The 13,366-nt window shown below is 46.8% G+C and carries 11 protein-coding genes; 9 read left to right on the top strand and 2 right to left on the bottom strand.

Annotated elements, in window-relative coordinates; all coding sequences use genetic code 11:
- Positions 1-14 precede the first annotated feature (14 nt).
- On the top strand, positions 15-2,348 hold the full coding sequence (gene bisC, locus LG381_RS03390; protein ID WP_225762024.1) for a biotin sulfoxide reductase: 2,334 nt from the start codon (positions 15-17) through the stop codon (positions 2,346-2,348).
- On the opposite strand, the gene LG381_RS03385 is transcribed toward bisC, so the two are convergent.
- Positions 2,317-2,757: an N-acetyltransferase gene (locus tag LG381_RS03385; protein ID WP_000617459.1), complete on the bottom strand. Its 441-nt coding sequence runs from the start codon at positions 2,755-2,757 to the stop codon at positions 2,317-2,319. The two genes, bisC and LG381_RS03385, sit on opposite strands and share 32 nt — an antisense overlap.
- Positions 2,754-3,317 carry a DNA-3-methyladenine glycosylase I gene (gene tag, locus LG381_RS03380; RefSeq protein ID WP_000438938.1) on the bottom strand — a complete coding sequence of 188 codons (564 nt, stop codon included), beginning with the start codon at positions 3,315-3,317 and terminating at the stop codon, positions 2,754-2,756. The genes LG381_RS03385 and tag overlap by 4 nt, the downstream gene beginning before the upstream one ends.
- A 157-nt stretch (positions 3,318-3,474) precedes the next feature.
- Here tag and LG381_RS03375 point away from each other — a divergent pair, with 157 nt between their 5' ends.
- The 8 genes from LG381_RS03375 to eptB all read left to right on the top strand — a co-directional run bounded on the left by LG381_RS03375 (position 3,475) and on the right by eptB (position 13,362).
- Complete coding sequence (locus tag LG381_RS03375; protein WP_000584407.1) at positions 3,475-4,173, top strand: autotransporter outer membrane beta-barrel domain-containing protein; 699 nt, start codon at positions 3,475-3,477, stop codon at positions 4,171-4,173.
- Between the two features lie 228 nt (positions 4,174-4,401).
- Positions 4,402-5,604 (top strand): MFS transporter, encoded by a 1,203-nt coding sequence (locus LG381_RS03370; protein ID WP_225762023.1) that lies wholly within the window; start codon positions 4,402-4,404, stop codon positions 5,602-5,604.
- A 317-nt stretch (positions 5,605-5,921) separates the two neighbouring features.
- On the top strand, positions 5,922-6,446 hold the full coding sequence (lpfA, locus tag LG381_RS03365) for a long polar fimbrial major subunit LpfA (protein ID WP_000758160.1): 525 nt from the start codon (positions 5,922-5,924) through the stop codon (positions 6,444-6,446).
- A 67-nt stretch (positions 6,447-6,513) separates the two neighbouring features.
- Positions 6,514-7,200, top strand: coding sequence for a long polar fimbrial biogenesis chaperone LpfB (gene lpfB, locus LG381_RS03360; RefSeq protein WP_000726213.1), 687 nt, complete (start codon positions 6,514-6,516; stop codon positions 7,198-7,200).
- A gap of 23 nt (positions 7,201-7,223) precedes the next feature.
- Entirely contained in the window at positions 7,224-9,800 is a 2,577-nt protein-coding gene (gene lpfC, locus LG381_RS03355; protein ID WP_032226950.1) for an outer membrane usher protein LpfC, read from the top strand.
- A gap of 15 nt (positions 9,801-9,815) precedes the next feature.
- Entirely contained in the window at positions 9,816-10,871 is a 1,056-nt protein-coding gene (locus tag LG381_RS03350) for a fimbrial protein (RefSeq protein WP_225762022.1), read from the top strand.
- A gap of 5 nt (positions 10,872-10,876) precedes the next feature.
- The gene (gene lpfE, locus LG381_RS03345; protein ID WP_225762021.1) at positions 10,877-11,407 is read left to right on the top strand and encodes a long polar fimbrial protein LpfE; all 531 of its coding nucleotides are present in this window, start codon (positions 10,877-10,879) and stop codon (positions 11,405-11,407) included.
- A gap of 263 nt (positions 11,408-11,670) precedes the next feature.
- Positions 11,671-13,362, top strand: coding sequence for a kdo(2)-lipid A phosphoethanolamine 7''-transferase (gene eptB / locus LG381_RS03340; RefSeq protein ID WP_105290799.1), 1,692 nt, complete (start codon positions 11,671-11,673; stop codon positions 13,360-13,362).
- The last annotated feature ends 4 nt before the right edge of the window (positions 13,363-13,366 follow it).

Genomic DNA, 13,366 nt, shown 5'->3' with positions numbered 1-13,366 from the left:
CAGGAGCCTTCGGTTTGGCCAATTCATCCTCACGTTATTCCGTTCTGACTGCCGCCCACTGGGGACCCATGCTGGTTGAAACCGACGGTGAAACAGTTTTTAGCTCGCGTGGCGCGTTAGCGACAGAGCTGGAAAACTCCTTGCAGAGCGCGGTTCGCGACCAGGTTCACAGCAATACGCGGGTACGATTTCCAATGGTGCGCAAAGGCTTTCTCGCGTCACCAGAAAACCCGCAAGGCATTCGTGGGCAGGATGAATTTGTTCGCGTGAGTTGGGATGAGGCGCTGGATCTTATTCACCAACAACATAAACGCATTCGTGAGGTTTATGGTCCGGCATCGATTTTTGCTGGTTCCTACGGCTGGCGTTCAAACGGCGTGCTGCATAAGGCCTCGACATTATTACAACGCTATATGGCGCTGGCAGGCGGTTATACCGGGCATCTGGGGGATTATTCGACCGGTGCGGCACAGGCGATCATGCCGTATGTCGTGGGTGGCAGCGAAGTTTATCAACAGCAAACCAGTTGGCCACTGGTGCTGGAACATAGCGATGTCGTGGTGCTATGGAGTGCTAACCCACTCAATACGCTGAAAATTGCGTGGAATGCATCTGATGAGCAGGGGCTTTCTTACTTTTCCGCACTGCGTGACAGCGGGAAAAAGCTGATCTGCATTGATCCAATGCGATCGGAAACCGTCGATTTCTTTGGCGATAAAATGGAGTGGGTGGCACCGCACATGGGCACCGATGCTGCGCTGATGCTAGGGATCGCCCATACGCTGGTGGAAAATGGCTGGCACGACGAAGCGTTTCTGACGCGTTGCACCACAGGTTATGACGTCTTCGCCTCTTATTTGCTGGGCGAGAGCGACGGAATAGCGAAAACCGCCGAATGGGCGGCAGGGATTTGTGGTGTTGGCGCAGCGAAAATCCGCGAGCTGGCGGCTATTTTCCACCAAAACACTACGATGCTGATGGCGGGATGGGGAATGCAGCGCCAACAGTTTGGTGAGCAAAAACACTGGATGATCGTCACGCTGGCGGCAATGTTGGGGCAAATCGGCACACCCGGCGGCGGCTTTGGCCTTTCTTACCATTTTGCCAATGGCGGCAATCCGACCCGCCGCGCTGCGGTGCTCTCTTCCATGCAAAGTAGTTTGCCCGGCGGCACCGATGCGGTGGATAAAATCCCTGTTGCCCGCATTGTTGAAGCACTGGAAAACCCTGGTGGCGCATATCAACACAACGGTATGAACCGACATTTCCCGGATATTCGTTTTATCTGGTGGGCGGGCGGTGCCAACTTTACCCACCATCAGGATACCAATCGTCTGATTCACGCCTGGCAAAAACCAGAGCTGGTGGTGATCTCCGAATGCTTCTGGACGGCGGCGGCAAAACACGCTGATATCGTTCTCCCTGCGACCACGTCGTTTGAGCGTAATGATCTCACCATGACCGGCGATTACAGCAATCAGCATCTGGTGCCGATGAAACAAGTGGTGCCACCGCGTGGTGAAGCACGTAATGATTTTGATGTTTTTGCTGAATTAAGCGAACGGTGGGAAAAGGGCGGCTACGCGCGATTTACAGAAGGGAAAAGTGAGTTGCAATGGCTGGAAACGTTTTATAACGTCGCCCGGCAGCGTGGGGCAAGTCAGCAGATACAATTGCCACCATTTACTGAGTTCTGGCAAGCCAACCAGTTAATTGAGATGCCGGAAAACCCGGACAGCGAGCGGTTTATTCGCTTCGCTGATTTTTGCCGCGATCCGCAGGCGTATCCGTTAAAAACCGCCAGCGGCAAGATTGAAATCTTCTCACAGCGTATTGCCGATTACGCTTATCCGGATTGCCCAGGGCATCCAATGTGGCTGGAGCCGGACGAATGGCAGGGCAATGCAGAACCGGAACAGTTGCAGATACTTTCTGCTCACCCGGCACATCGTCTGCACAGTCAGCTGAATTACAGTTCCTTGCGCGAATTGTATGCGGTGGCAAATCGTGAACCTGTCACCATTCACCCAGAAGATGCGCGGGCGCGGGGTATACAAGATGGCGATACAGTTCGGGTGTGGAACTCGCGCGGACAAATCCTTGCCGGAGCCGTCATTAGCGAAGGTATTAAACCTGGCGTGATTTGTATTCACGAAGGCGCGTGGCCAGATCTTGATTTATCTGCTGGCGGCATTTGTAAAAATGGTGCGGTTAACGTGCTAACTAAAGACCTTCCCAGCTCGCGGCTGGGGAATGGCTGTGCGGGTAACACGGCGCTGGCATGGCTGGAAAAATATAATGGCCCGGAGCTGTCGCTTACGGCGTTTGATCCGCCTGCCAATCCATAATCCAGGTAGGGAGTTGGGTTTCCTCCTGCCATGCGCAGTCGACAATATGAAACCCCTGCGCATGGTAAAAATCTATCGCCGGTTGGTTTTTTTGATAAACCTCCAGCAACAAATGGGGATGGCGCTGCTGTACATGTTGCATCAGCGCCTTACCAATGCCGCGTCTGATGGCCTTCGGTGCGACAAACATCGCTGCCAGAAACCGGCCCTCCATAATGCTGACAAAACCGAGAAATTCACCATTGTCTTCCCACACCCAGTTTTGCGCGTTGGCTAGATATGCATCACGCACCAGCGGAATGCAGTCACGCCAATAGCTTGTTTCTATAAAGGGATGTCCCCAGCTTGTGCTTTCCAGCCATAACTCCAGAATCGCGGGCAGTTCCGAAAGCAGTGCTTCCCGAATCATGATTTGTTCCCCGGATGGCAACAGCAGCTAACCACATGATCATTCACCAGCCCACATGCCTGCATAAAGGAGTAACAAATTGTCGTGCCAACAAACTTAAAGCCGCGTTTTTTCAGAGCCTTGGAGAGCGCGTCGGAGGCGGGCGTTGAAGTAGGGATTTCGCTCAATGTTCTGGCTTGTGTCACTTGTGGCTGGTGGTTTACGAACGACCAGACAAAGTCGGCAAACGGTTCGCCGTTTTGCTCCATTTGCAGGTAAGCGCGCGCATTGCCGATAATGGCCTGGATTTTTCCACGATGGCGGATAATCCCGGTATCCTGTACCAGTCTTTCGATATCGTCTTCCTGCATTGCCGCGACCTTGACGGGATCAAACTGATGAAAACAAGCGCGATAATTTTCACGTTTTTTGAGGACGGTAATCCAGGATAACCCAGCCTGTTGTCCTTCAAGGCAGATCATTTCGAACAGTTTTTTACTGTCGGTTTCAGGCACGCCCCACTCATTATCGTGGTAGGCAATATAAAGTGGGTCCTGACTCACCCAGCCGCAACGTTCCATACTTTCCCTCGCTATATACCAGACCGTAAAAATTTCAGCCGCTTTTCTTGACGCATCGGTGAAAAAGTCAATATTTAATACAGGGCTACTATGCCCGATATCCTTCATACAATGACAATAATATTGCCGAATTCGGCTCTTTTCTGGAGTCGTGTTAATGATCATAAAAAAATGCGGTGGCCACTGGACGTTAAGTTTGCTGGCGAGCGTTGTAATCAGTTCTCTTTTTCTCAACACAGCTTATGCCTGGCAACAAGAATATATCGTTGATACGCAGCCTGGGCATACTACGGAGCGTTATACCTGGGATAGTGATCACCAACCTGATTACAACGATATTTTGTCGCAACGTATTCAAAGTAGCCAAAGGGCGCTGGGACTGGAAGTCAATCTGGCGGAGGATACGCCTGCCGATGTGACCAGCAGTATGAGTATGGGCTGGAATTTCCCTTTATATGAACATGTTACAACAGGCCCAGTCGCCGCATTGCATTATGATGGTACGACCATTTCGATGTATAACGAGTTTGGCGACAGCACTGCAACGTTGACCGATCCGTTATGGCATGCCAGCGTCAGTACATTAGGCTGGCGTGTTGATTCCCGGCTTGGTGATTTTCGTCCCTGGGCGCAAATCAGCTATAACCAGCAATTTGGTGAGAATATCTGGAAGGCTCAATCAGGCCTGAGCCGCATGACGGCGACAAATCAGAACGGCAACTGGCTTGATGTGACTGTGGGCGCCGATATGTTGCTTAATCCAAATATTGCCGCTTATGCCGCGTTATCTCAGGCAGAAAACAGCAACAATAATAATGATTATTTGTATAGCATGGGCGTTAGTGCCAGATTTTAACTTGTCATTTACAATTTGAACCCGCGTATAACAATCATTGTGTTGATAGTGGGTACTAACTGACACAATTATTATTGTGGTGAATATTTGTCACGTCATTCATTCCTGAACTAAGGCATTTCATTCCGTTCTGATGGCATTTCATGCCGTTTTTCCCCTGGCATAAAGTGCACTTCGATATGGTTGTCGGCAGAGACCTTTCCTTTTTATTAATGCAGGAACACTGCCATGACACCTTCCAACTATCAACGTACGCGCTGGCTGACGCTTATCGGTACTATTATTACCCAGTTCGCCCTGGGTTCGGTTTATACCTGGAGCCTGTTTAACGGTGCACTTTCCGCCAAACTGGATGCACCGGTAAGCCAGGTGGCTTTCTCCTTTGGCCTGTTGAGTCTGGGACTGGCAATTTCGTCTTCTGTCGCGGGAAAATTACAGGAACGTTTTGGCGTTAAACGCGTCACTATGGCTTCCGGTATTTTGCTGGGATTAGGCTTCTTCCTGACCGCGCATTCCAACAACCTGATGATGCTGTGGCTGAGTGCCGGTGTGCTGGTCGGTCTGGCAGATGGCGCGGGTTACTTGCTGACGCTCTCTAACTGCGTGAAGTGGTTCCCGGAACGTAAAGGTTTGATCTCCGCATTCGCCATTGGTTCCTATGGCCTGGGTAGCCTGGGGTTCAAATTTATCGATACGCAACTGCTGGAAACGGTCGGTCTGGAAAAAACCTTTATAATTTGGGGCGCGATTGCGCTGGTGATGATTGTTTTTGGCGCGACCTTAATGAAAGATGCGCCGAAACAGGAAGTCAAAACCCATAATGGCGTGGTGGAAAATGATTTCACCCTGGCAGAGTCGATGCGTAAACCGCAATACTGGATGCTGGCGGTAATGTTCCTGACTGCCTGCATGAGTGGTCTGTATGTTATTGGGGTGGCGAAAGATATCGCGCAGAGTCTGGCGCATCTTGATGCAATTTCCGCAGCCAACGCAGTGACGGTCATTTCAATTGCTAACCTTTCTGGTCGTCTGGTTCTGGGTATTCTGTCTGACAAAATCTCCCGTATTCGGGTCATCACCATTGGACAGGTGGTTTCGCTGGTGGGCATGGCGGCACTGCTGTTCGCTCCACTCAATGCGTTAACGTTCTTCGCGGCGATTGCCTGCGTGGCGTTTAACTTCGGCGGCACAATCACGGTGTTCCCGTCACTGGTCAGCGAGTTCTTTGGACTTAATAATCTGGCGAAAAACTACGGTGTAATTTACCTCGGTTTCGGTATCGGCAGCATTTGCGGCTCGATTATCGCCTCACTGTTTGGTGGTTTCTATGTGACCTTCTACGTGATTTTCGCCCTGCTGATTCTGTCTCTTGCACTTTCTACGACTATTCGCCAGCCAGGGCAGAAGGTGTTGCGCGAGGTTCACGTCTAAAAATATCATTGTAAGAAAATGAAGGGGAGGGACGTGAGTTTCTCCCTTTTCCTATTTCAGAGTATAAATAGAACAATGCATTCTTTCTGTGGATGTATTACTCTGTTTATATAAAATATTAATATGAATATTTTCCGAAAGTATATTTCCATATTGATGTTGTTTTTTATAATATGCTGAATTTAATATACATTCCCTTTTATTTTAAAAAATAATATTTAGTAAAAATAATTTTATTTTTTAGTGCCATTTGTATAATCTGCGCCCCGTTGTGTGAACAACATTAAGCATATTTATCTATATAAATGGAGTTATTCATGAAAAAGGTTGTTTTTGCCTTGTCAGCACTGGCGTTAACTTCTGGTTCCGTATTTGCAGCGGATTCCGGTGATGGCACTGTGAAATTTACAGGTGAAATCGTCGACGCAGCTTGCGTACTGTCAGTTGATTCTCAGAATCAGGAAGTTGTACTGGGTCAGGTGCAAAAATCTGTATTTGCTGCAGTCGGTGATAAATCACCATCAAAACCTTTCGAAATCAAGCTGGAAGATTGTGATATCACCACTTTGAAAAAGGCGAAAGTCAGCTTTAGTGGCGTTGGTGATACCGATAAACCTGAACTTATCTCTGTTAGCACCGAAGCAGGCGCGGCGAAAGGCGTAGGTATCGGTATTTATGATAACAGCAACACCCTGGTTGCGATGAATAGTGGTGAATCCAGCACTGACCTGAAAAAAGGTCAGACAGTTCTTTATTTCACCGCAAACTATGTTTCTACTTTAGCTGCTGTAACTACTGGTTATGGTAATGCTCAGGTTGATTTCAATCTGTCTTACGAGTAATAGTTAGTTTCACAATTGGCGAAGATGAATTCTCCGCCAATTGTGTTCAACGTTCATGGATAGAATGATGAAAAAAAAATTCATTGCGTTAACTCTTTGGGTGTTAATTTCGCAGTCTGCACTAGCGAGTGGGGTTGGGCTTAGTTCTACTCGGGTGATTTATGACGGTAATAAGAAAGAAGCATCGCTAACCGTACAAAACAAAAATAAATCAGAAGAATTTCTTATTCAGTCATGGGTTGATGATGCAACGGGTAGTAAAAAAACACCATTCATCATTACTCCGCCATTATTCAAACTTGAGCCAGGAAAAAACAACATCTTACGTATCGTAAATGTGAATCCCTCCTTACCTCAGGATCGTGAATCTGTTTACTGGGTAAACGTCAAAGCGATTCCTTCTCAAAATGAAGAAAATGAAGGGAAAAATGTCTTGCAGATTGCAGTTCGTACTCGCATCAAGCTTTTTTATCGCCCAGCAGGTCTAAAAGGGGATATTAAATCTTCGCCAGGAGAACTACGTTTTACGCGAAACGGTAAACAGATAAAAGTTGACAATCCAACTGTTTTTAACATCACGTTCAGTGATGTATTTATTAACGGACACGAAATTGAAAAGTCCGGTATGGTGCCAGCAAAAGGGTCTTTGAATATCAATTTGCCTGCAGGTGTGAACAGTGCTTCGCAAATAAAATATAATACAATTAATGATTTTGGCTCTTCAGGTGAATATCTGACTCGCGAAATTAATTAATAGTTTTCAGGGGAACCAACTTAATGTCATGGATGGTCGTTTCGCGCACTTACACTTCTTTGCCCTTTTCTTTATCTGTATTGGCGCTTACGGTTGCAGGCTCTTTTTCTGCGACAGCTGGAAAATTTAATCCGCGTTTTCTGGAAGATACCGCAGGGATCAACCAGCATGTTGACCTTTCCATGTACGAAACTGACCATGGCGCGCAGTTGCCTGGAACATATCGCGTTTCTTTAATCGTCAATGAACAAAAAATGGAAACGCGCACTCTGGAGTTTAAGGCGGCTACAGAATCCCAACGAAAGGAGATGGGGGAGTTTCTCATACCTTGTTTAAGCCGGACACAACTGGCTGATATGGGCGTTCGTGTAGACAGTTTTTCAGCACTTAACCTTATACCAGCAGAAGCCTGTGTGGCGTTTAATGAAATTATCCCTCAGGCGACCAGTCATTTTGATTTTAGCGAACAAAAACTGGTGATGAGTTTTCCTCAGGCGGCAATGCAGCAGGTTGCTCGCGGTACAGTACCTGAATCTCGCTGGGACGATGGTGTGCCCGCGTTGCTTCTTGATTACAGTTTCAGCGGTAGTAACAGTTCTCATGATACAAAAAGTTATAATCGCTACATTGATGAAAATGGTAATCATCACCAGGATAAAAACGAAACTAGCCAGACTAACGATAGCTACTACTTAAGTATGCGAAGCGGCCTTAACCTTGGGGCATGGCGTCTGCGAAATTACAGTAACTGGAGCTATAGTAACGGCGAGAAGCAGTGGGACAATATTGGCACCTATGTAACACGGGCCATTGTTCCGCTGAAAGCGCAACTGACATTGGGTGATACAGCAACACCTTCAGATATTTTTGACAGTGTGCAGATGCGCGGGGCATTACTGGCCTCTGATGAAGAAATGTTGCCAGACAGCCAACGTGGTTTTGCTCCGGTAGTTCGAGGGATAGCGAAAAGTAACGCGGAAGTCAGTATTGAACAAAATGGTTACGTGATTTATCGAGCATTTGTTCAGCCAGGTGCGTTTGAAATTAACGATTTATACCCCACAGCGAACAGCGGTGATTTAACCGTAATTGTTAAAGAGGCTGATGGTAGTGAACAAAGATTTATTCAGCCATTCTCTTCAGTCGCTATTTTCCAACGTGAAGGGCATCTCAAATATAGCCTTTCTGCTGGTGAATACCGTGCTGGTAATTACGATAGCGCCAACCCACGCTTTGGTCAGTTTAATGCGATGTATGGTTTACCGTTTGGTATGACCACCTATGGTGGCGCATTAATTTCTAAGGATTACAACGCATTTGCTCTGGGATTGGGGAAAAACTTTGGCTCTATTGGTGCAATATCGGTTGATATTACTCAGGCAAAAAGTACATTAAATAATAATGCAACCGATCAGGGACAATCGTACCGCTTTCTTTATTCAAAAAGCTTTGCCAGCGGCACAGATTTCCGTTTATTGGGTTACAAGTATTCTACCAGTGGTTTTTATACCTTCCAGGAAGCAACAGATGTGCGTAGCGGTGCTGACAGTGATTACGGCCGTTACCATAAGCGTAGTGAAATTCAGGGTAATTTGACACAGCAATTGGGCACCTATGGGTCGGTTTATTTCAATATGACCCAGCAGGATTACTGGAATGATGACGGTAAGCGCCTTTCTTTGGCTACCGGGTACAACGGTCGTATTGGACGTGTTAATTACAGTATTGCTTACAGTTGGAATAAAAGCCCTGAATGGGATGAAAACGACCAGTTGTGGTCATTTAATGTTTCCATTCCGTTTGGTCGGGCATGGAGTAACTACCGCGTGACAACCGATCAGGATGGTCGTACGACACAACAGCTTGGCGTCAATGGCACTCTGTTAGAAGATCGCAATCTTAGCTATAACGTTCAGGAAGGGTATTCCAGTAATGGTGTTGGTAATAGCGGTAATGCCAGTTTGGCGTACCAGGGCGGCGCCGGTAATATCAGCGTGGGTTACAGCTATGGTAAAGACTACCAGCAGACTAACTACAGCCTGCGTGGTGGCATTGTAGCGCACAGTGAAGGGATCTCGCTTTCCCAACCTTTGGGTGAAACCATTGGTATAGTTTCAGCACCAGGTGCCCGGGGGGCGAAAGTATTAAATAATAGTGGTGTGAGTGTTGACTGGCAAGGTAATGCGGTCGTTCCTTATCTGAGCATCTACCGTGAAAATGATGTGTCCATTCGCAGTGAAACGTTGAATGACAGTGTTGATATGAACAGCGCATTCCAGACAGTTGTGCCAACGCGAGGAGCTGTCGTACGGGCGCATTTCGATACCCGTGTGGGTTATCGAGTTCTTATGACATTAATTCGGCAAAATGAAGTGAGCGTCCCCTTTGGTGCAACTGCAACGCTGGTTTCAGATAAAAGTGAACAGATTAGCGGTATTGTTGGTGAAGATGGGCAGTTATATATCAGCGGGATGCCTAAAAAAGGGGATGTGAAGATCGTATGGGGTAAAGATACTTCACAACAATGCGTTGCGAAATATGAACTGCCGATTAAGGAAAAATCGTCAGGTATTATTTCTGTGACAACAAATTGCCAATGATCAGGGATAGATAATATGATGAAAATTTCAAGTCTGTTTTTTGTTGGAAGCATGTTGTTTACGGCCAATAATGTTATGGCTGCAGATTGGGGACCCTGTACATCGACTTCAGGTGTTCATGATTATCCAGTCAATTTTGATATTGATATTATGGATGCCAGCAAAAATAAAGCGGGTACTGAATTAAGATTAATTTACTCATGGGCTGGTGTTGGGCAGCCTTTTAGTTTTATTTGTGAGTGTCCGGATACTTATAAAACGGAAAAGGATACACTGATTAAAGTCGTGAGTAACTTATCTACGGCAACGCGAAAAATAAACAGTGAGCAATACTACCGGTTAACCGATGAGCTGGAAGTAATGACCATGATTCAAGGTCCAAGCGTGATGTTCCGCGTTCCGGAGGCCAATAGTCAGATCCCTAATTTAAATAACTCTTCTCAAGACTGTAAAGGTAATAATCTGGGGCAATTTGGCAGTAATGGCTATCTGTCATTTTATATAGCAAAGCCTGTTCAGGGTGAGGTGGAAATTCCCTACACGCTTATTGCAACAATGTATGCCTCAAAGAAAAAAAATACATACAGGGATCCACTTTCTACGGTCAGTATTGCAGGAAAATTGACCTTTACACAAGGCTGTAAAATTGACGCCGGTACGGTATTGGATGTCCCCTTCGGTGAGTACCCATCTTCGGCATTTAAAAATAAAAAAGGAACCATTCCAGTTGGAGGCACTGAAAAAGAGATTAACCTCCAGTTCGATTGTGAAAATATTACCGATGGCATTCAGGTATCTCTAAGGATTGAAGGAAACACAAGTCAGGCTGACGAGCGTGCCATCGATATGGGTAACCCAGACATTGGTGTGTTGGTTATGGATCCAAACGGCAATGTCTTAAAGCCTAACGATACCAACAGCAGTGTTAACTTAAACCTCGGTTCGAACGATTCCCAACAACATCGCGATGCAACAATTAAACTGAAAGCAGCACCAATCAGCACGACCGGAAATGCTCCAGCGGCAGGGCAATATAGTGGGGTTGCAACAATCTTTCTGGATATGGATTAGTCATCATGTGGAGAAATAGTATACGTTGCCTGTTACCCTTTTTAGCTCTGGCATATTTTCCCGGCGCTGAAGCCAAAATAAGCCTCGGTGAAGCAGGAAAACTGACGTTTTCTCTTTCAGTCGTGGCCAAAGGGTGTGAGTTTGAAGCCGCTGATTTAGAAGTTGTCATGGGGAAAATGATGTTAATGAAGCCAGTCACGGTCGGAAGAGTCATAAACGAAAAAAATTTCGTAATCGAATTAAAAGATTGTGACGGAATATCAAAAGCTAAAGTAACAATGGACGGCCTTCCTGACACCAATGATAACTCTCTTTTTGCTCTGGATGCCGGAGGCGCAACGGGAATAGCCCTGCAAATTGTTGACGGCAAGGGCACAAAACAGATTCCGAAAGTCGCTGGTGGAACGGCGATAGAGTGGCCAGTAAATGGAACAACAACCCAACTGAACTACAAAGTGAGTTATGTCGTTGTAAACGCCAATGCAACGTCTGGACATGCAAATGCCATGGTCAATTTCTCCGTGGAGTATGAGTAACCAGTTTCGGACTTTTGGCAGAAAAAGAGGAGATTACTCCTCTTTTTTACAAGAACAGTTAATTATTGGTCTGCATTCTGACTTGCTTTTTGTAAATATCTGTAGCTAAAACTCACTTCATTGCCACTTTTCCTTCTCTCTGTGGTCTACTTAACGACATGAGCAGGGGATGGCGTTCACTACTCCTGCATTTTTTCCTGATACTCCCACTGCAAAAACGGAGTGCTGGATATTTTTTCCCCTTTATCCCAGGGTTTGTTTGCATGAGATACATCAAAACGATAACGCAGCAAAAGCTAAGCTTTTTTCTCGCTGTCTATATTGGTTTGTTTATGAATTGCGCAGTCTATTTCCGTCGGTTTGACGGTTACGCGCATAACTTCACTTTTCTTAATGGCGTTTCGGCGGTTATCGAACTGGCAGGGACGGTTCTGGCAACCTTCTTCTTTTTACGCTTAATTTCACTCTTTGGCAGAACGGCCTGGAAAGTGCTGGCTTCATTGCTGGTGCTGATTTCTGCCGGAGCTAGCTACTACATGACATTTATGAACGTCATGATTGGTTACGGGATTGTCGCTTCGGTGATGACCACCGATATCGACCTGTCGAAAGAAGTGGTTGGCTGGACGCTTATCGCATGGGTTGTACTGGTGAGTATTATCCCGTTGCTATTTATCTGGATGAACCGCTCACAAGACACCTTCTGGCGTCAGCTTTGTACCCCGAAAACACGCTGGCGTAGCGCGCTTACTGTGCTGTTAGCGGGCTTGCTGGTATGGGGGCCAATACGTCTGATGGATGTAGCGCAAAAGCGTGCCGATCGCATGGCTGGGGTGGATATGCCTAGTTATGGCGGGGTGTTGGCGAACTCGTATTTACCCTCGAACTGGCTTTCTGCGTTGGGGCTGTATGCCTGGGCGCAAGTGGATGAATCTTCAGACAATCGTTCGCTGATGAATCCGGCGAAAAAATTCACCTATACCCCGACGCAAAATCTCGACGATACCTATGTGATTTTCATTATTGGTGAAACCACGCGTTGGGATCATATGGGAATGTTGGGCTACGAGCGTGATACAACGCCGAAGCTGGCAAAAGAGAAAAACCTGGTTATGTACCGAGGTTATTCTTGCGATACCGCGACTAAATTATCACTACGCTGTATGTTTGTGCGTGAAGGTGGAACGGAAGATAACCCTCAACGTACTCTTAAAGAACAGAACGTATTTGCGGTTCTCAAACAGTTGGGTTTTAGCTCCGATTTGTACGCCATGCAGAGCGAGATGTGGTTCTACAGCAATACCATGGCTGACAACATTGCCTACCGTGAGCAAATCGCGGCTGAGCCACGTAACCGTGGAAAAGCGGTAGACGACATGTTGCTGGTGAATGAAATTGAACGTTCTCTGGAGAAAAAACCAGAAGGTAAGCATCTGATTGTGCTGCATACCAAAGGGTCGCACTACAATTATACTCAGCGTTATCCACGTGAGTTTGCCCAGTGGAAGCCAGAGTGTTATGCAATTGATCGCAAATGTCCAAAAGCGCCGATGATCAACTCATACGATAACTCCATCACCTACGTAGATCATTTTATCGACTCGGTGATCGACAGATTCCGCGATAAGAAAGCAATTGTGTTCTACGCGGCGGATCACGGTGAGTCGATTAACGAGCGTGAGCACTTGCATGGTACACCACGTGAATATGCACCGCCGGAGCAGTTCCGCGTGCCGATGATGGTCTGGATGTCAGATAAATATCTGGAAAATCCGGCCAATGCGCAGGCATTCGCGCAGTTGAAAAAAGAAGCCGATATGAAAGTACCGCGCCGTCACGTAGAGCTGTACGACACCATCATGGGCTGTCTCGGCTATACTTCACCGGATGGTGGAATTAACGAAAATAACAACTGGTGCCACATCCCACAGGCGAAGGCTGTTGCGGCTAACTAAGCGG

This window comes from Escherichia sp. Marseille-Q3837 (genome assembly GCF_916618735.1).
Taxonomy (GTDB): Bacteria; Pseudomonadota; Gammaproteobacteria; order Enterobacterales; family Enterobacteriaceae; genus Escherichia; species Escherichia ruysiae.
Note: the sequence above shows the minus strand (reverse complement) of the source record. Positions and strands in the feature narration are given on the sequence as shown.

Bases quoted from the DNA above. Each gene is read 5' to 3' on its own strand.
- LG381_RS03385 (WP_000617459.1), bottom strand. From the start codon at position 2,757: ATGATTCGGGAAGCACTGCTTTCGGAACTGCCCGCGATTCTGGAGTTA.
- tag (WP_000438938.1), bottom strand. From the start codon at position 3,317: ATGGAACGTTGCGGCTGGGTGAGTCAGGACCCACTTTATATTGCCTAC.
- LG381_RS03375 (WP_000584407.1), top strand. From the start codon at position 3,475: ATGATCATAAAAAAATGCGGTGGCCACTGGACGTTAAGTTTGCTGGCG.
- LG381_RS03370 (WP_225762023.1), top strand. From the start codon at position 4,402: ATGACACCTTCCAACTATCAACGTACGCGCTGGCTGACGCTTATCGGT.
- lpfA (WP_000758160.1), top strand. From the start codon at position 5,922: ATGAAAAAGGTTGTTTTTGCCTTGTCAGCACTGGCGTTAACTTCTGGT.
- lpfB (WP_000726213.1), top strand. From the start codon at position 6,514: ATGAAAAAAAAATTCATTGCGTTAACTCTTTGGGTGTTAATTTCGCAG.
- lpfC (WP_032226950.1), top strand. From the start codon at position 7,224: ATGTCATGGATGGTCGTTTCGCGCACTTACACTTCTTTGCCCTTTTCT.
- LG381_RS03350 (WP_225762022.1), top strand. From the start codon at position 9,816: ATGATGAAAATTTCAAGTCTGTTTTTTGTTGGAAGCATGTTGTTTACG.
- lpfE (WP_225762021.1), top strand. From the start codon at position 10,877: ATGTGGAGAAATAGTATACGTTGCCTGTTACCCTTTTTAGCTCTGGCA.
- eptB (WP_105290799.1), top strand. From the start codon at position 11,671: ATGAGATACATCAAAACGATAACGCAGCAAAAGCTAAGCTTTTTTCTC.